This window comes from Marinomonas sp. 5E14-1 (genome assembly GCF_039939215.1).
GTDB lineage: Bacteria > Pseudomonadota > Gammaproteobacteria > Pseudomonadales > Marinomonadaceae > Marinomonas.
In genome coordinates this window covers 15,377-33,225 of sequence record NZ_JBDXMW010000001.1, presented here as the reverse complement: position 1 = coordinate 33,225, position 17,849 = coordinate 15,377, and the positions used below count along the sequence as shown (strand labels likewise).

Genomic DNA, 17,849 nt, shown 5'->3' with positions numbered 1-17,849 from the left:
TGTTTAAATTATTAACTAAACGGTGTGGTAAAGTTAATTGAGATGAAAGCTCGCGTCAATAGGAGGGGGTTAAATTTCTTTACCATTGCATTTAGTAATTATAAGCCCACCTTTATCTTGCTTGGTCTGTTCCATTAAAGAGGGATGTAATAAAATCTTGATAATTGTTTTAAATAACAACCTCGAACAAGTAGAGCCGAATTTTATGTCACATTACGAACAACTTACTTCCCATTACCAAACTATCAACCACTTTAATCATGCTCAAGCTATGCTGGGTTGGGACGCTGCTGCGAACATGCCAAAAGGCGGCAATGAAGCTCGCTCAAACGCCATGGCGGAGCTCTCTGTTCATGTACACCGTTTATCAACTCAACCACAACTCGGTGAATGGTTCGATAAAGCGGAAAATGAAACCCTAACCACTGAACAAACCGCCAGCTTGCGAGAAATGAAACGCCAATGGTTACAAGCCACGCTTTTGCCTGAAGACTTAGTTCAAGCGCAATCTAAAGCAGGCTCAAAATGTGAGCACGCATGGCGCTCACAACGTCAAGAAAATGACTGGACAGGCTTTGCGAAAAACTGGCAAGAAGTGGTTGCCTTGTCTCGTGAAGAAGCGGCTATTCGAGGCGAAGCGCTTGGCCTGACTTCTTACGATGCTATGCTCGATAAATTTGAACCGGGCACGACGACGGCGTCGCTTGATGTTTTATTTTCAGATGTAAAAACATGGTTACCAGAGCTCATCGAAAAAGCATTGGAAAAACAAAGAGCAGAATCCATCATAATGCCATCTGGTACTTATCCAACAGCGGCGCAAAAGTCATTGGGTTTAGAAATCATGAAATTATTAAAATTTGATTTCAACCACGGCCGCCTTGATCAAAGTGTGCATCCATTTTGTGGTGGTGTGCCATCCGATGTACGTATCACAACTCGTTATGATAAAAGCGATTTTGTACAAGCTTTGATGGGCATCGTTCACGAAACTGGCCACGCTCGTTACGAGCAAGGTTTACCCAAAGCGTTTTCTGGATTGCCTGTCGGCGAAGCTCGCTCCATGGGAGTCCATGAATCTCAATCCTTATTCTTTGAGATGCAAGTTGGCCGCAGCAAAGAATTCATCACTCATTTATCTCGTTTGTCAGGTGATGCTTTTAACGCTCACAAAGACCCAGTGTTTGACGAAGACAACCTCTACAAACTCTACACACGAGTGGATAAAAGCTTTATTCGAGTTGATGCCGATGAGCTGACGTATCCGGCTCACGTGATCCTGCGTTATGAAATAGAGCGTGATCTAATCAACGGCGTTATCGAACACACAGACGTGCCAGAAATCTGGGATGAGAAAATGAAAGCGTCTCTTGGTATTACAACCAAAGACAACTACAAAAACGGCTGCATGCAAGATATCCATTGGACAGATGGCGCCTTTGGCTACTTCCCATCTTACACACTTGGTGCCATGTACGCCGCCCAATACAAAGCCACCATGAAAAATACAGTGGACATAGAAGCAGCCATCCAAAGCGGCGACCTAAGCCCAATCTTTCAATGGCTCAGCGAAAACATTTGGTCACAAGCCTCACTTCATACCACAGATGAACTGATAAAACGTGCGACAGGTGAAACACTCAATGCTGCACATTTTAGAAAGCATTTAGAAACACGTTATTTGTAGCTTAATAGGGCTCTGAGGGTTTCATCGCTTGGCTTGCGTTCTGACCAAAAATATTACTCTTCAGATACGAAAGTCGAAGGTTCGAGCTTTCTCAGAAGTACCATTTGATAATTTCCAAGATCTTTGTTGTTAAGTGGTATTCTAACGTCGCTAAACAATTAGAGTATTACCATGAGCTATTGTTAGCTTAGTTGAGTAGAAGAGTAAGATGTACTTAATCCGTAAAGTGTCCAGGAAAAGTACTGAAGACGTCTGTCGAGTTGTTGGCCCTACCGCCGTTACGTGCATACGATTACCGCAGATAATGGAACAAAGTTTTGTACCCATGGAAACATTACCCAAAAACTGAAGGCTGATGTGTATTTTGCGAATCCCTACGCTTCTTGAGCGCGTGGCTTAAATGAACATTTTAACGGTTTGCTGATGCAATATATCCCTAAGGGAGCCGATCTTAGGACAGTGACTGATGAAGATATTGCAAAGGTACAAAGATCGCTAAATCTGAGACCAAAGAAGTATCTTAGCTATAGATAACCTGCGGTCGTATTCGATGAACTACGAAGTGCAGCGCAATTTAGGGAGTGGTGCACTTCGGGGTTGAATTCACGTGTAAATTATGAAGATTTGATCTAGGGTAATTTTACTATATATAAAACTGTAATTTCTTGTATATTTTTGATAAGGTCGTACTCTACTGATGGATTAGTATAACCTTATAATTTTTTATTATATTCGGGAGAATAATAGAAATGAAATTCACATATAAGTTAGCGGCAGCAGTGGCTGTATTAATTCTATTAACCGTCAGTTTGCTTTCTATTAAGCAATTCTTAACGGTCAAATCCAATATTTTTTCAACGATTGACCAAAGTCTTAATGACATCATAGGTAATGTGACTAGTAGTATTGAAGGTGAGATGCGAGGGAAAGTGCAACTTGCTGAATATATTAATGATCAAATAGAGTCAGATATTACCAGTGAGAATATTTCAAATGCCGTTAACTCTATAGTAGTCAAGAATTCATTTTTATTAGCTGGTGGCGGTCTCGAAGCTGATGGGAAACTTATTAGTAATCAATCTTCTTCTGCTAATGAAGATGTTAGAAGCCTTCCTTGGTATCAAGAAGCAAAACAAAATCAGGGCGTGTTTGTTACAACGCCATATCTGGATTCTAAATCAAACAAAACTATTATTTCGATTGCAGCACCGCTAAGAAAAAATGGAGAATTTTTAGGGGCAATATTTTTTAATATAGATCTTGAAATGCTTGCTGCTGTTACTAACAAAGTGAAAATGTTTGGTGCAGGTTATATTCAGCTTGTTTCAAAAGATGGCATTATCATTGCTCACCCTGATACAGAAAAAAATGGTCATAATTTCAATAGCTATCATTCGGATATTAAAGTCGAAGAGAAATTACAGATTAAATATATTGATGGGATAGAGTTTGGATTTAATTTCTTTAAGATTGCAAATCAAGATTGGTATGTGAGTTCCGTTTTGGATCATACTATTGCGTTTGGAGCGATAACAGAAACCAAAAACAATGCCATTATTTATTCAATTGTAGCGCTTGTAGCAAGTATTGCTATATTCCTTGTATTAATTACGAAATTGATGAAACCAATTGGTTTAATTAATACGGCTATTCAAGATATTGCATCAGGTAAAGGCGACTTAACTAAGCGTCTTAATACTCAAACAGACCCTGAGTTTGCTGGATTAGCAAAAGGCTTTAATACTTTTACTGGGAACCTACAAGGTGAGGTTAAATCTCTTAGAGAGATTGGTGAAGATATTCTTAACAGCGCCGCTGAAACGACACAAAGTACAGAGCAATCAACTCAAGCGTTATCGAGTCAGGTAGAAGAACTTGAACAGTTAGCGACCGCAATGCATGAAATGTCAATGACATCGGTTGATATGGCAAAGAATGCTCAGAGTGCGGCGAAAACGGCTAAGGAAGCGGATGAGTCTTCTCAACAAGGTTCTCTTGTCGTAAACCATACAAAAGAGTTTATTAATAATTTATCAATTAGTATTGATGATGCCGTTACTCAAGTTGAAGCTTTAAAAGATTCGACGGACAGCATTGAGTCTGTACTACAAGTGATTAACGACATTGCTGATCAGACAAATTTATTGGCTTTAAATGCGGCGATTGAAGCGGCAAGAGCGGGTGAACATGGTCGAGGCTTTGCTGTCGTAGCTGATGAGGTGAGAATGCTGGCACAGCGTACTCAAGTATCGACAACGGAAATCAAGAATATGATTGAGCAGTTACAGGCAGGTGCAAACTCTGTTGCTCAAGCAATGTCTAGCAGTAAAGATGCTGCCAAAGATACGGTATCGAAAGCTCAAGAGGCCGACCAATCTTTGACTCAAATTAAAAATGCGATACAGCAGATTACAGACATGAATATGCAAATAGCATCGGCAGCCGAAGAACAAAGTTTGGTTTCTGAGGAAATTAATACAAATACTCAGAGAATCAGAGATATTTCGGAGGAAGTAACTCAGAATGCACTGAGTAACCGTGATGCGATGAGTGAGCAAAGTGCAAGAGCAGTTGAACAGAACAATATTTTGAATCGTTTTATTGTTTAAAGCATAAAATAGTATCAATAATTGGAGAGAGCCCTCTCTCCAATTATTGAATCGCTGACAATTTATTAAAAACCAAAGTCGCTCAGGCTTGGGTGATCATCAGGACGACGTCCTAGAGGCCAATGAAACTTTCTATCTTCTTCGCGGATAGGTTGTTCATTGATTGAGGCGTGGCGGTTTGCCATATAGCCGTTCTCGTCGAATTCCCAGTTTTCATTACCATAAGCACGGAACCAGTTGCCGCTGTCATCATGATATTCATAGGCGTAGCGAACAGCGATGCGATTATTGTCATAGGCCCAGAGTTCTTTAATGAGTCTGTAATCCAGTTCTTTTGTCCATTTTCGAGTTAAGAAAGCTTCAATTTCTTCACGGCCTTTGGGGAATTCAGCCCGATTTCGCCATTGACTGTCGGCGGTGTAAGCCAGTGCCACTTTTGCTGGGTTTCGACCATTCCATCCATCTTCTGCTAGACGTACTTTTTCTGTGGCGCTTTCCTTGGAGAAAGGTGGGAGTGGGTGACGCGGAGCTTCTTGACTCATAAAAATACCCTCATAATTAATCAAATTTTTCTTTACTTAGTGTGCGCTTATGAAAGAAACACTAATAGAGAGACCACATGTATATGTATAAAGTTCTCATTTTTGTTTTTACTTCTGCGTTTATTTTAAGAGCGTTTGTACTTTGATTGTTTCTTGGATTCAAATAATCGGGTGAAAAGGGGAAATGAGCTAGCTTGTTAGCAGCAAATGTAAAATAACTTTTCGGTCTGCATTGTTGGGCACTTGCATCTCATACCTTATTGCAGCTTTATAGTGTAAGTATTTCTAACTTGATTGTTTGATATAGGCTTTTACACCTTCACTGGCCGCTTCAATTGCTCCAGCAACATAGCCTGGGAATTGAGCTGACCATTCACTTCCCACACCGATTATTTTTCCTGCCCATGAGCCGCTATTGGCCGTCGTTTCAGGTGCTCTGCCATGTTCATTGATGTTATTAAAATCAAGTTGTGTCGCTGTATATTGATCTTGTGCCCAGTCTTTTAATACCGTTAGCTTTGGATTAGTTGCTTGCTCACCAAACAGTCGCGTTAATTGATTTAAGCAATGGCTTTTTAATTCATCGTGAGTAACTTGTTGTCGAACAGTTGCTGGCACACCGAGAAAGCCAAATAAGGCTGCACTGCCATTTGGCATAGACGCATCGTGGATTTCTACCATTGGACCAAGTCTACTTTGAGCGCTGCCAGAAAGCCCATCATCACGCCAAAACGGTTTATCGTACACAGCAACATACTTTGCGTGTGCTGCCATCCATGTCGCAGTATTACGCCATTGGTTTGTTAATACGGTTGGGAGTGATGGTGTAAATTCGATGGTGTTTTCAATCACTCGTGGAGGCAGTGCTAATAAGACGTGTTGCACTGTTACTGAGTCTGTCTTTGTTGTATTTTTGTCTTGGCTTTCTTGGTAGTGAATCGTGATATCGCCGTCTAGATTTTGAATCTTACGTACAACTTTACCTAGCATAATATGCTGGTTTTTTAAGTGTGATTTAAGCTTGTTAATAAGAGCCATCATTCCACCAGATAGACGGACCGATTCTGGATAGGCCATAAAACCTTTTGTGGCGATAGGTGCTTCATGCTGTGAACGTTCTATCAGCATATTACCAATATCGTATTGGGTAAAACGGGTTAAATTGAGTTCTGTTATTAGGTGGTCTAGTTGTCTCTGGAAATCTGGCCAGAACCAAGTAGGGCCAAGATCAATCGTATCAATATTTGAATTTGGATCGACCGCCACGCTATTAATTCGACCGCCTAACTGAGTGCGAGCTTCCAATAAAACATAATCAGTGATGCCATGTTTTTCTAGTAAGTAAGCAGCGTAAAGGCCACTTAGCCCACCACCAATAATGGCGACTTTTTTGTTATTCATATTTATGTTCATTCTAAGGTGTGTGATGAGGATAAATTATAAAGCATTTGTTAGTTTGTGTCTGAATCATGCGTCTGAATAAAAAGGTTATTAAAGATAGTGTGTAAGGCGAGTTACTAGAAAGTTATGAGATTTAGATATTTAATCGCAGGTTGAGAAACTATTTTATTTGAATGCATAAGAGGCATTTCTTATGCTTAAGATAATGCCTCTTATTATGATGTAGCCTAGTGTTATTTCGTTTTCCAAGTTAGGTAAACGCTATCTACAGCATCACATTTCTCAGTAATTAGATCACGAGACATGAATGGCCCCGCTTTTTTACTTGTTTGTGCAACAGCAACACACAATAATGGATCAGATGATAAGCTAATTTGACCTTTCATTTCGTCAAATGAGAATTTTTGAGTCTCACTAGATGAGCAATCAAGTAATCCGAATGGTGTTTTTTTACTTGTAGGCTCACTAAAGTCCATACATTTGTTTTCAAATATCTTTGATTCAATTTGACCTGTCACATCGTTGTAAGCGAATTTGATGTCATTTGCTCTTGGATCTGTTTTATTTTCTGTTTCTGTTTTACAGCTATGTGCGTGCATTTTCTCATTAAATCCTGCCCCAACTGTATCAATACACCAACCTAGTTGTTGGTCTTCATCCAGATTGTCAGCTAAATAAATAATAGGTGAACCCGCTTTTAAAACAGGTGCTTTAGCGTTGGCTTGAATTGCAAATACTGCTAAGAAAGCCATTAAAGCGACTGTTACGGAAGGAAATACGTGTTTCATTTTATGCTCCATTTCAAATTAAATTTTACGTTTGTTGAGATGAAATCAGCTCAACAAACATTTCACTAAGGAACATTTAAATAAAGAGAGAATTTATTTAAATGTCATTTCATTAACACACTAAGTTTGCTCTTTTTCGGCAAACTAAGATTCTTTTTGATCACCTTATTGGTATAGCAAATAATCACCTATGACTTTCAAATGAACCCTTGAGTAGTTATAGATTCATATAGCCATTTAGTATTATCAGCAAGGTGATTTTCCGCCTAGGGAATCTCTGAGTAATAGGGTTAGCTTTGCTAGTTCTTGCTGAGGGTCACGACCAATTATTTCTTCAATATAAGTATCAACACTTAGCCAAGCATGGTTTATATCATCAAGTACTGCCGTACCTTTGGCTGTTAGACTTAGTAAATTTCTTTTCGTATTTATAGGGTCTTTTTCACACTCTATAAAGCCTAATGCGATTAAACGAGCGGTCATTGTGCTCATGCTAGCGGCTGTTATTCCAAATTCTCTAGCAAGATCAATTTGCGATACCGAGTGCATTCTGTTCAAGGCTTTAATAACACGCGCTTGTTTTGGCAGTAAGCCAAATGGCTGTAATTGAGAACGCAAGTACGTTTCCACCAAATCTGCGGAATGAAGTAAAAGATGAAATTTGTATGGGTGATTCTCTATATTCATAGTTAGCATACTAACATGTGTTTTTTTAACTTGTAAAAAATAATTGTGAAGTGAATTTTAGAAGGAGGTGGCTTTTTACGACCGCTTAACTGGTTGAACTCGACAGGCAGAGTTTGTATGGGCCGTTGTTTTTTTGGGATTAGCGTTATTAAAATCTTATGCACAATTAGAGCAATAAAATATCTTGAAAGCATTGTTGGACATCAATGGATTATCATTGATAATTGTTAGGTTATTTTTGTTAATACTTCTTCGTTATCACTCGAGGAATATTAGGTGTTGAATTACCCAATAGGTGATTCAAATGGATTCTTGAGGAAGAAGTTTAATATGCTGATGTTGAATAAAACTGTCATTGTTACTGGTTCAAATTCTGGGATTGGAAAATATTCAGCAATTGAGTTGTGTAGAATGGGGGCGCATGTTGTCATGGCGTGCAGGGAAATCGCCTACGGTAATGAAAAGTCAGTATTCGATGTCATGGAAGAAATTAAAGCATCGGTTCCAAATGCTCAACTGTCTTTTATCCCCTTAGATTTATCGAGCTTTGAGTCTATTCGACACTTTGTGAGTCAGTTTAATCAAAAGCACAATCGCCTAGATGTTTTGCTTAATAATGCGGGAGTTGTTTGTCTTGATAAGCGGAAGTCAGTTGATGGTTTCGAGTTGACAATGTGTGTTAATCATTTGGGACCTTTCTTGTTAACAAACCTCTTGTTAGATGTACTTATAAAGACTCCTGGAGCACGAGTTGTTAATGTTTCTTCTAAAGCTCATATGAAGGGAAAGATTAAATTTTCTGGGAATACGATTAAAGAGCGACGACCTTATCGTGGGCTTATCACTTACGCAGATTCAAAGTTAGCGAACATTTATTTTACTCAAGAGTTGGCCGAGCGTTTAAGGGATCATAAAGTGACCGTGAATGCGTTACATCCTGGAGGAGTAGCAAGCAATATATGGCCTGATTCGAAAGGGGTTATTGGGATGATTAGGAGGAAAATAGTTAAAAACTTAAAAAAACCAGAGCAGGGTGCGAGCACGTCTATTTATCTTTGTACATCTCCTGAAGTTGAAGGTGTGTCAGGGAAATATTTTTATAAGAAAAAACAGATTAATCCACATAAACGTGCAAAAAAAGCCGATCTACAAAAGAAGTTCTGGCAAGTATCTGCGGCGTGTACTGGTCTAGGGTAAATGCTTGTTTATTTCTATGTGAACAAGCATGGCTCCTAATTCTAATAAATGAAAAAGACCTATACTATCAAGTGCTCCTAATCGCATGATGATCAAATCGGTCTTTTTTATTTTAAATTCTTCTAATACTCCAGCGCCATTTTTGCCATTTTTATGGTGTTTTCAAATGAGGCACAGCCTGCGATAAATAAGCCGTTGTGACAAAACATGGCGTCGCTTAATCCTGTGACATCTTGCAGTTCTTTGTCTGACAATCCAGCCCAAGGTGCAGGTAGTTTTTTACGGTCTTCAAATGAGCCTAGTTCAACCGGTACGGTTTGAATACGCCATTGTCCTGTTTCGGATGGGTAAACGACGAATAAAGCATTTTTTGACAATCTAAGCACGGTGGTTTTCCACGGCGTGTATTGCTCTAACACAATCACTCTTGGGTCTGCGGCTTTTTCTATGGCATTAGCGACGATTTCTTTTGCGTTTATGCCTCCGCTGGCCGCTGCAATAAACCTTGTTAATAGGCGTGATGCGTAGTCAACAGCTTCGTTAAAACACTCATCAAAGCTGTTTTCTTCCTGCCATGTTGGGTTAAACATGGAAATAGTTTGGCTAAGGCTGATACCAGTTTGAACACCTTCTACGTGCCCGCAGTCGATCGCATCGATAACGGATACCAGGTTTTTATCTAATGAGTCGGCGATTTCTTTGTTGCCTGAGCAAATTTTCACTCCGTATTTTTGCCAGATTAATCCAAAGGACGAAAAGGGAATGCCGTTTTCTCGTGTGCCTGCGCCACCTTTTTGGTGATGATCGAAACGGTCTGTTTCTGGATCGTATATTCCACCTACGTCTAACACTATGTCTGCTTTGGCGATGACGTTTAAGTCACGTGTGCGGATTAATTTTATGGAAGGTAAAATGTGTTTAAGGGCCGCGACAGCAAATACGTCGTCTGCGTGAAAATTTCCATTGTGCGTTGCGATTACTTTAACTTGCTCAGTCATTCTACAGTCTCTTATCTTGTTGTCATTTTACTTAACAGCACACATGTACCAATAGTAGGGATTTTACGGGGTTTTATCAGTAGGTAACACAGTTCATTTCAATAACTTTCAAGATAGAGAGGGGGGCTTTGTCCAGTATCAGGGCACATTATATAAATTAAAGAATGTCGTTTTTTCCTGTTATGCCTTTATTGTTCGTTTTCTGTTCTTATGAAGCGCCCGTTTGATTTATGTTAGTGGCGCTATTTGTGGTCTTTGGGTGTCCAAGAGTGCTTGATGTTCAATGCTGAATTAAGAGAAAAGCAGGGATGATTAAGAGGCTTGGCAGAAGTATTGCAGTGAAAGTGCAGAGCGACAGAAAATCGCTTTTTGAATATCCTATTTTAATTTTTTTTCTTTAGTTTTTATAGCTTAATAGTATGTCTTTTTAAGATGATTATTTTGTAAAATTGTTATTTTTAGGTTTTTAAAACTATCCTGTGTTCTATTTGTAGCAGATTTAGGGCTTTGATGGTTTAATTCGGAAAAATCGTATTTGTAAGAGGTATTTATGTCTGTTCATGAAAAAGCAGTGCAAGCAATGGCACCAGAAGAAGTCAGAGCGCTGATTCGTTCTGGCGAGTGGAAAATCAACACATCTGGTGTATCTTCTGGTTTTGTGCAGGGTAATATTGTGATTTTGCCAAAAAGCTGGGCAGACGATTTTTTAAAGTTTTGCCAAATGAATCCTAAGCCATGCCCTATTGTTGGAATGTCTGACAATCCAGGCGATTTTCTATTGCCTTCTGTTGGCCACGACGTTGATATTCGTACTGATGTGCCAAGTTATAAAGTCTTCCGTAATGGTGAAGTCGTTGATGAAGTCACAGACATTCGCGATGTTTGGCAAGATGATTTAGTAACTTTTGTTTTAGGTTGCTCTTTCTCTTTTGAAGAGGCTTTGGTAGCGGATGGATTGGAAATACGAAATATCACTGAAAATGTGAATGTGCCTATGTATCGCACTAATATTGAATGTCGTTCTGCTGGACCATTTTCAGGTACAACGGTAGTAAGTATGCGTCCAATGAAGCCGAAAGACGCAATTCGTGCCATTCAAATATGCACGCGTTTCCCTTCTGTGCATGGTGCACCTTTGCATTTTGGTGATCCTGCTGACATTGGTATTAACGATATTAATCAGCCAGATTTTGGTGATGCAGTAACGATTAAAGAAGGTGAGGTTCCTGTGTTTTGGGCTTGTGGTGTTACACCTCAAGTCGCACTTGAGCAAGCTAAGCCGCCTTTGTGTATTACTCATAGTCCAGGTTGTATGCTAGTGACGGATTTGCGCAATAGCCAATTGGCTGTACTTTAAGTTGCTATAACTCAATAGAGCTAATGATTTTGTAACAAATTCGAGATGTGTCGTAATGAAACTAAATTGCCATCTCGGGAACAGCTTTGACTCTTAGAAAATGGGCTTAGACATCGAAGCAATGCCTCATATTGATCAGGCGAATATTGCTTGTGGTTTTCATGCTGGAGATCCGTTGTGGATGACAACAACTCTAGCATTAGCGGCCCAATATGGTGTGGAAGTCGATACTCACCCTGCATGCCCAGATTTGGTCGTCGTAGCATAAAATGCTCAGCGCAAGAAATTCAAAGTCTTGTCCAATATCAAATGTCAGCCTCAGAGGGTAGGACTCGTTGTTAGGTATTACGCTAGCTTTTGCTGATTGCTGCTATGACGACGATGGCCGTTTGCTGGCTCGTTCCAAAGAAGGCGTTGTGCATACGAAAGAGAAAATGCTGGAGCGAGTGAAACAATTAGTAGTAAAAGGCACAGTAACTACTGTCAGTGGTATGAAGCTGGCAGTAGAGGTTAATACTTAGTGTGTTTATGCTGATAACGAAGCTGGTATTCATGCGATTGAAGTAATCAAAGCAATGGTGACAGGATAAAAAATGAAGATAGAAGTAGCCGGCGAAAATGCATTAATTTTGTATTTTTCTGACGAAGTTAGCGATGCGTCCAGTGCGCAAATTTACGCGATGACACAAGCATTAGAAGCTTTGGTTGACGATGGTATTATTGACCTCGTTCCATCTTATGCTTCGTTGTTGATTATTTATGATCACAACCGTTACAACTATTACTCGCTGAAACAATATTTGCAGACAATTATCTCTCATATAGAAGCTGCACAACAGGCAAATAATACTGCAGAAGAGGGCAATGCCCCGATTATTACTTTGCCTATTTATTACGGTGTAGAAGCGGCACCAGATTTGGAAGAACTTGCTAGAAATGCGCAATTAACAACAGACGAAGTCATTGCCATTCACCAAGCAGGGCTTTATCAAGTGTATGCGATTGGGTTTGCTCCAGGCTTTGCCTTTTTAGGTCAAGTGGATGAGCGTATTGCAGCCCCTCGAAAACCAACACCTCGCAAAGCTGTTCCCAAAGGTGCGGTAGCTATTGCAGATAGACAAACAGCAGTGTACCCATCTGTTTCACCGGGAGGCTGGAATTTAATTGGTTTATGTCCTGTGCCTATGTTTGAGCCATTGAAAACGCCGAGTATGCCATTAGCGACAGGTAATAAAGTGAAGTTTGAAGCCATTTCCAAAGCTGAGTTTATTTCTATGGGAGGTGTTTTATGAGTACTGATAACCTTTCTTCAGAAACAAAATCGGGTTTGATTGTTACCAAGCCTGGTGTATTAGCTTTAGTGCAAGACGGCGGCCGTCTTGGTCAACATCGAATCGGTTTAACGGTTGGTGGCCCAATGGACCCATTCGCCTTTCGTTGGGCAAATAGGTTGTGTAGTAATGACGACAACGCGAGCGCAATTGAGGTGAGCATCGGTGGTTTTGTTGCTGAGTTTTCTCAAGCGACTCAAATTGCGATAACGGGTGCCGAGGTCGATGTAAAGCTCAATAATCAGGCCGTTGAGCAATGGCAAACGTTGACTGTGGCAGCTGGTGATGTATTAAAATTAGGCTTTGCTCGCGCTGGTTGCCGTATTTATATTGCTGTACAAGGTGGTTTACAAGTTGAGCCACAATTTGGCAGCTGTGCCACGGTAGTTCGAGAAAAAATGGGCGGACTAAATGGTGAAGCATTAAGTAAAGGGGCAAGCCTTGAGTTAGCACCTTTTGAAGCTCAGCCAATGTTGATGATGCCAATGGCTAGCCGACCTCTATATCCACAGAACAGCACAAGTGAAAAAACGCACAATATGATGCCGTTAAGAGTGGTGCTGGGTTATCAAGCTGACAGTTTTAGTCGGGTTGATAAAGCGCATTTCTTTAGCAGCGAATACACGGTGAGTGAGCGTATGGATCGTATGGGATATCGCTTAACTGGCCCCGAATGTCGCTCAACGATCAGTAATATGTTATCGGAAGGAATTTGTCATGGAGCCATTCAGTTACCGCCAGATGGCCAACCTATTATCTTGTTGAATGATCGACAAACTATTGGTGGCTATCCAAAACTGGGTTCTGTGATGGCACGAGATACGGCTCGATTGGCGCAAATGACGCAAGGGAATAAAGTGCTTTTTGAAGCGGTAAGCATTGAAGACGCACACGCTATTAATTTATTAGCGCAATACAAGGAATCGCAAATACAGTTATCGAGTCTTGATTAGTAATGGCTCAATTTATCCATAATAGGAAATAGAAATGTCGAACTCACTTGAGACAATGAGTATTCATTTGGAAGAAGCTTTGGTAGCACGCAATTTACGCGGTATGGCCAATGTGCGACCAGCTTTGGAAGAAGGTTACTGCTTACGAGCCGCGCAAACCCTGTTTGACGCAAAGGGCGTGGTACTTATTGGTACTGGTTTTCCTGTCACAGATACGTTTGAAACAGACGGCCCGCTGGGTGCGATAGCACTTTATAAAACGTTAGAGAAAGTTGGCTCAACGCCTTATATTGTTTGTGGTGCACCTTTGTCAAAGGCCATCAAAAATGAGTATCGAGTGATTGATATTCAGCTTGGTAAACACGATAAGCAAGATCAGGAAGCGCAAGCTGTACTTGATGAGTTGCAACCTAAGGTTGTGTTTTCTATCGAGCGCCCAGGTCAAGCGGAAGATGGTCACTATTACAATATGCGTGGCGAAAATATCAGTGCTCGATCTGCCTGTTTTGACAGTTTTATGAATCAGGCTACTTGTCCAACGATCGCTATTGGCGACGGTGGCAATGAAATCGGCATGGGGAATGTTACAGAAGCACTTAAATCGTTAGATATCGTTGCAGCCACGACAAAGTGCGATGAATTATTGGTGGCAGATGTGTCCAACTGGGGCGCTTATGGTTTGATCGCTATGATAGGTCGATTAGCTAATACGGATTTATTAGCTGAAATAAACCCATTAGATATTCTGCGTTATCTGTCCAGTTTAGGCAGTGTGGATGGCGTTACTCGCCTTAACCAACTAACAGAAGATGGTCAAGACGTCGAAGTCGGAGACGCTTTAATTTTAGAATTGCGCCGCTTGTCGGGCTTTTAACTTTATGGCACTTACACAACGATAAGTAGGTGCCTTGATTATTGATACGGAGACAACAATGAGCATTGTTTATTTGAATGGCACTTTCATGCCAATTGAAGACGCGAAAATTTCACCACTTGATCGTGGTTTTCTTTTTGGTGATGGCATTTATGAAGTGATTCCATCTTACGATGGTAAAACGGTAGGTTTAGAGCCTCACATGCAGCGTATGTTTGATGGCTTGGCGGCCATTGGTATTAAAAGCACAAGAACGTTAGAAGAATGGAAAGAGATTATCCAAACATTGCTTGCTAAAAATGGTAATGGCAACCTTGGTGTGTACCTGCAAGTGAGCCGTGGTGCTGATGTAAAACGTTATCATGCTTACCCAGAAAACGTTGAACCAACGATTTTCGCCATGACAACTGCGATCAAAGCACCTGTGGAAGCTGACGCGAGTAAAGCAAAAGGTTTCTCTGTTGGCACAACTCAAGATATGCGTTGGAAGCGTTGCCAAATAAAATCGACGGCCTTGTTAGGCAATGTTATGCATTTCCAAGAAGGTTATGAAGGCGGCAATGATGAGATTCTACTTTATAATGCTGACAATATTCTAACGGAAGCCAGCTCTTCTAATGCGTTTATCGTGAAAGATGGCGTTGTTATCACACCTGTTTTAGATAATCAGATCTTGCCTGGTATCACACGTAAGTTAATTCTAGATATTTTAGAAAAGGATGGCTCAATTCCATTTGAAGTACGCGATATCACGATGGAAGAAGTATTTAACGCTGATGAAGTTTGGGTAACTAGCTCAAGTAAAGAATTAGCACCAGTGACAACAATAGATGGTAAAACAGTTGGTAACGGCAGTGTTGGTAAAGTGTGGGAAGCGGCTTTCAAACTCTACACGGCACATAAATTTGAGTACTAATCTGATAGGAGAAAATGCTGTTTAAAGTTTTTGCTTTTTAAATTTAGTATTTTCTAATACCTGTAGAGCATAAAATTGGCTAACATTTGTTAGCCAATTTTTTTGGGATAAAAAACGCAATTCTTCACAGCTCAATAACTAAAGGAAAAGAATGAAAATAGCATTGCTACTGTGTGATGAATCCAACTCTGAGCTGTTAAGTGAGTTTGGAGGTTATCGAAATATGTTTCTTGAGGTAATTAATGAAAACGACGAACTGACGGTTTTTCCGATTTATTTAAGCACCAATGAGCATGGAGATATTGAGCAGAGCTTCCCTAAAGTGGAACAGTTCGATGGGTTTATTGTGTCTGGTAGTAAAGCAGGTGTGTATGAAGATTTACCTTGGATTGAGCCTCTTTTCTCTTGTATTCGTGAGATAGTTGCAGCAAATAAAAAACTCCTTGGAGTATGTTTTGGCCATCAAGCGATTGCTTGTGCATTAGGTGGTTCTGTCTCTAAATCAGAAAAAGGCTGGGGCATTGGGCATTATCAAAATGAATGGTGCCATCCACCGGTCAATAAAATAGGTTGGCATAAAGGCCAAGCGTTAAACTTATTAGTCTTTCATCAAGATCAGGTGGATGTGTTACCAGAAGGTTTTGAGGTTTGCGCGAAAAGCGATTTCACACCGTATTTTGTGACTCAATATAAGAATCAAATTTTAACGACACAGGGCCACCCAGAAATGTCGCCTCAATATATTCTTGGTTTATGTCATATGCTTGAAGAAACTGTAGGCTTTGATGTTGCCAGGGCTGGGCGTGAAAGCTTATTAGAAGAAGATGATACGGCGGATTTTAGACAATTTATTAAAAACTTTTGGACATCGCTCTGATCTCTTTGAAAAGTACTAGATAGTGTTCATGAGCTCACTAAGAACCTTATATTTTCGATTCTGTTTTGACACGCTGCCAAAAAAGCCAGCATGCTAAGTACTGGCTTTGTGGATTTTATTGCTCTTGCATTTTATTAAGAAGAATTAACCGTTTTTTGCTTGTGCTTCTTCAGGTGTTAGGCCTTTTAGTTCAGGCCAGTTTTGCTCAGCTGTTTTCAAGTTGCCTGGTACGTCTTTTAACCATGCTTTCTGAATATCTTTGTTGTAATTTAAATACAACTTATCGTCTACGATTTTCCATGCTTGTGGGTCCACATCGAACTTTTGATTCATCGCAACACCCATTGCGCAGAAGCCGCCGTATTGTGGCGCGTACTTGTCTTTATCTGAATTAAATAGGTCTCTATTTTCAGCTGATGAAAAATGGAATGTGGTATTTTTATAGGTTGCTGTGAAATGGGAATTACCACGTACCGCTTTGCCTTCCGTGAAGTAAGCGACCGTATCGTAGCCTTTGATAGACACGTTGTGCTTGTCTGCATTCATGTCGATATCTGCAGAAAATGAGGAAGCGCTCACTAAGATGGTTGCGCTTGCTAATAGAGTTTTGATTAGATTAGTCAGTTTCATTGTTTGAACCTTATGTCATGTTGAAAGAATGAAACCAGTTTAGGGTTTCTCTTGAGGGATAAGGCATCCAAATGTCCAAAAGTTGAAACCAATCGTCCAACCTGATGAAAGTGTGAATGTGTGAGCAAATTTGACAATATATTAGAGCGTTTTTCTCTTCAGTCTGAAGTGATTTTTAGCGGTGGCTTTTGTGGCGATAAAAACCTAGGCCATGATCAAGAGCACAATGGTGGACACATACATTACCTTCGGTCTGGGACATTGACTGTGATCGACGCAGAAGGCCGTAAAGTGGTGTTTGATCGTCCAGCTGTTATTCTTTTACCTTTCTCTACTACACATCGCATTATCTCTTCTGAAACAGACCAAGCGGAACTGGTGTGTGCTGCGATTCACTTTTCAGCATTAGAGCAACAACAGTTGGTTTCTAGTTTGCCAAAGTTAGTGTGTTTGACGCTTGATAACACGCCTATAGCGAATACGGTTGAATGGATTTTTTCTGAAGTGTCATCTGGTGGTTTAGGACAAAAAAGTATGTTGGGAAAACTGTGCGATATTTTGTTGATCCAAATGCTGCGTACTTTATCTCAAGATGGTGTGGTGATTGAAGGCATGTTGGCCGGATTGAGTCATCCTGCTTTGGCACCTGTCTTAGTAAAGTTGCAAGAAATGCCTGAAGAGGCTTGGACTTTGGGTATGATGGCGCAAGGCGCGGCCATGTCTCGTTCTAAATTTGCTCAAGTCTTCCGTGATACCGTTGGGCAAACGCCGAATGACTTCTTAACGGATTTACGCATTTCATTGGCGCAACAATTATTGGTAAAAGAAAAGTCCGTGGGTTTTGTGGCGAATCAAGTTGGGTATGAGCATGGTTCAGTATTAGCTAGAGTATTTCGTAAGAAAACAGGCTTGTCACCAAGGGAATGGGTAAAGCAGTTTCATGGTGATCTTTGAAATAAAAAAGAGCCATTTGGCTCTTTTTTATTATGCTTTATGTAGTGC

Annotated in this window: 18 protein-coding genes; 12 read left to right on the top strand and 6 right to left on the bottom strand. The window is 40.4% G+C overall.

All coding sequences use genetic code 11. From position 1 onward, the window contains the following. Positions 1 to 205: 205 nt before the first annotated feature. Together ABFY09_RS00155 and ABFY09_RS00150 are read left to right on the top strand one after the other, a co-directional pair. Entirely contained in the window at positions 206 to 1,687 is a 1,482-nt protein-coding gene (locus ABFY09_RS00155; RefSeq protein ID WP_347982270.1) for a carboxypeptidase M32, read from the top strand. 779 nt (positions 1,688 to 2,466) lie between these two features. Beyond that, positions 2,467 to 4,296 carry a methyl-accepting chemotaxis protein gene (locus ABFY09_RS00150; protein WP_347982269.1) on the top strand — a complete coding sequence of 610 codons (1,830 nt, stop codon included), beginning with the start codon at positions 2,467 to 2,469 and terminating at the stop codon, positions 4,294 to 4,296. Between the two features lie 65 nt (positions 4,297 to 4,361). On the opposite strand, the gene ABFY09_RS00145 is transcribed toward ABFY09_RS00150, so the two are convergent. From ABFY09_RS00145 to ABFY09_RS00130, 4 genes are all read right to left on the bottom strand, one after another. Continuing rightward, a complete protein-coding gene (locus ABFY09_RS00145) occupies positions 4,362 to 4,838 on the bottom strand; it encodes a nuclear transport factor 2 family protein (protein ID WP_347982268.1) in 477 nt (158 codons plus the stop codon). Between the two features lie 285 nt (positions 4,839 to 5,123). Next, positions 5,124 to 6,239 carry an FAD-dependent oxidoreductase gene (locus tag ABFY09_RS00140; RefSeq protein ID WP_347982267.1) on the bottom strand — a complete coding sequence of 372 codons (1,116 nt, stop codon included), beginning with the start codon at positions 6,237 to 6,239 and terminating at the stop codon, positions 5,124 to 5,126. Between the two features lie 233 nt (positions 6,240 to 6,472). Continuing rightward, positions 6,473 to 7,027, bottom strand: a complete 555-nt coding sequence (locus ABFY09_RS00135) for a ricin-type beta-trefoil lectin domain protein (RefSeq protein ID WP_347982266.1) — start codon at positions 7,025 to 7,027, stop codon at positions 6,473 to 6,475. A gap of 246 nt (positions 7,028 to 7,273) precedes the next feature. Next, positions 7,274 to 7,645, bottom strand: a complete 372-nt coding sequence (locus tag ABFY09_RS00130) for a MarR family winged helix-turn-helix transcriptional regulator (protein WP_347982265.1) — start codon at positions 7,643 to 7,645, stop codon at positions 7,274 to 7,276. Positions 7,646 to 7,990: 345 nt separating this feature from the next. Between ABFY09_RS00130 and ABFY09_RS00125 the strand changes: the two genes are divergently transcribed. Next, entirely contained in the window at positions 7,991 to 8,911 is a 921-nt protein-coding gene (locus tag ABFY09_RS00125) for an SDR family oxidoreductase (RefSeq protein WP_347982264.1), read from the top strand. A gap of 122 nt (positions 8,912 to 9,033) precedes the next feature. Here the strand turns inward: ABFY09_RS00125 and ABFY09_RS00120 are convergent, their stop codons facing one another. Further along, on the bottom strand, positions 9,034 to 9,909 hold the full coding sequence (locus ABFY09_RS00120) for an MYG1 family protein (RefSeq protein WP_347982263.1): 876 nt from the start codon (positions 9,907 to 9,909) through the stop codon (positions 9,034 to 9,036). Positions 9,910 to 10,459: 550 nt separating this feature from the next. Between ABFY09_RS00120 and ABFY09_RS00115 the strand changes: the two genes are divergently transcribed. The 8 genes from ABFY09_RS00115 (at position 10,460) to ABFY09_RS00080 (ending at position 16,217) form a co-directional block, all read left to right on the top strand. Continuing rightward, complete coding sequence (locus ABFY09_RS00115) at positions 10,460 to 11,266, top strand: putative hydro-lyase (RefSeq protein WP_347982262.1); 807 nt, start codon at positions 10,460 to 10,462, stop codon at positions 11,264 to 11,266. A gap of 100 nt (positions 11,267 to 11,366) precedes the next feature. Further along, entirely contained in the window at positions 11,367 to 11,534 is a 168-nt protein-coding gene (locus tag ABFY09_RS00110) for a LamB/YcsF family protein (protein WP_347982261.1), read from the top strand. 67 nt (positions 11,535 to 11,601) lie between these two features. Next, positions 11,602 to 11,787: a LamB/YcsF family protein gene (locus tag ABFY09_RS00105; RefSeq protein ID WP_347982260.1), complete on the top strand. Its 186-nt coding sequence runs from the start codon at positions 11,602 to 11,604 to the stop codon at positions 11,785 to 11,787. A 72-nt stretch (positions 11,788 to 11,859) separates the two neighbouring features. Then, positions 11,860 to 12,558, top strand: coding sequence for a 5-oxoprolinase subunit PxpB (gene pxpB, locus ABFY09_RS00100; protein ID WP_347982259.1), 699 nt, complete (start codon positions 11,860 to 11,862; stop codon positions 12,556 to 12,558). Beyond that, positions 12,555 to 13,550 (top strand): biotin-dependent carboxyltransferase family protein, encoded by a 996-nt coding sequence (locus ABFY09_RS00095; protein WP_347982258.1) that lies wholly within the window; start codon positions 12,555 to 12,557, stop codon positions 13,548 to 13,550. The genes pxpB and ABFY09_RS00095 overlap by 4 nt, the downstream gene beginning before the upstream one ends. A 34-nt stretch (positions 13,551 to 13,584) precedes the next feature. Then, positions 13,585 to 14,424: a DUF4392 domain-containing protein gene (locus ABFY09_RS00090; RefSeq protein WP_347982257.1), complete on the top strand. Its 840-nt coding sequence runs from the start codon at positions 13,585 to 13,587 to the stop codon at positions 14,422 to 14,424. A gap of 58 nt (positions 14,425 to 14,482) precedes the next feature. Beyond that, a complete protein-coding gene (locus ABFY09_RS00085; protein WP_347982256.1) occupies positions 14,483 to 15,340 on the top strand; it encodes a D-amino acid aminotransferase in 858 nt (285 codons plus the stop codon). A 151-nt stretch (positions 15,341 to 15,491) separates the two neighbouring features. After that, positions 15,492 to 16,217 (top strand): type 1 glutamine amidotransferase, encoded by a 726-nt coding sequence (locus tag ABFY09_RS00080; RefSeq protein WP_347982255.1) that lies wholly within the window; start codon positions 15,492 to 15,494, stop codon positions 16,215 to 16,217. Positions 16,218 to 16,361: 144 nt separating this feature from the next. Here the strand turns inward: ABFY09_RS00080 and ABFY09_RS00075 are convergent, their stop codons facing one another. Continuing rightward, a complete protein-coding gene (locus ABFY09_RS00075) occupies positions 16,362 to 16,847 on the bottom strand; it encodes a YHS domain-containing (seleno)protein (RefSeq protein WP_347982254.1) in 486 nt (161 codons plus the stop codon). 120 nt (positions 16,848 to 16,967) lie between these two features. Between ABFY09_RS00075 and ABFY09_RS00070 the strand changes: the two genes are divergently transcribed. Further along, a complete protein-coding gene (locus ABFY09_RS00070; RefSeq protein ID WP_347982253.1) occupies positions 16,968 to 17,801 on the top strand; it encodes an AraC family transcriptional regulator in 834 nt (277 codons plus the stop codon). Positions 17,802 to 17,849: the final 48 nt, after the last annotated feature.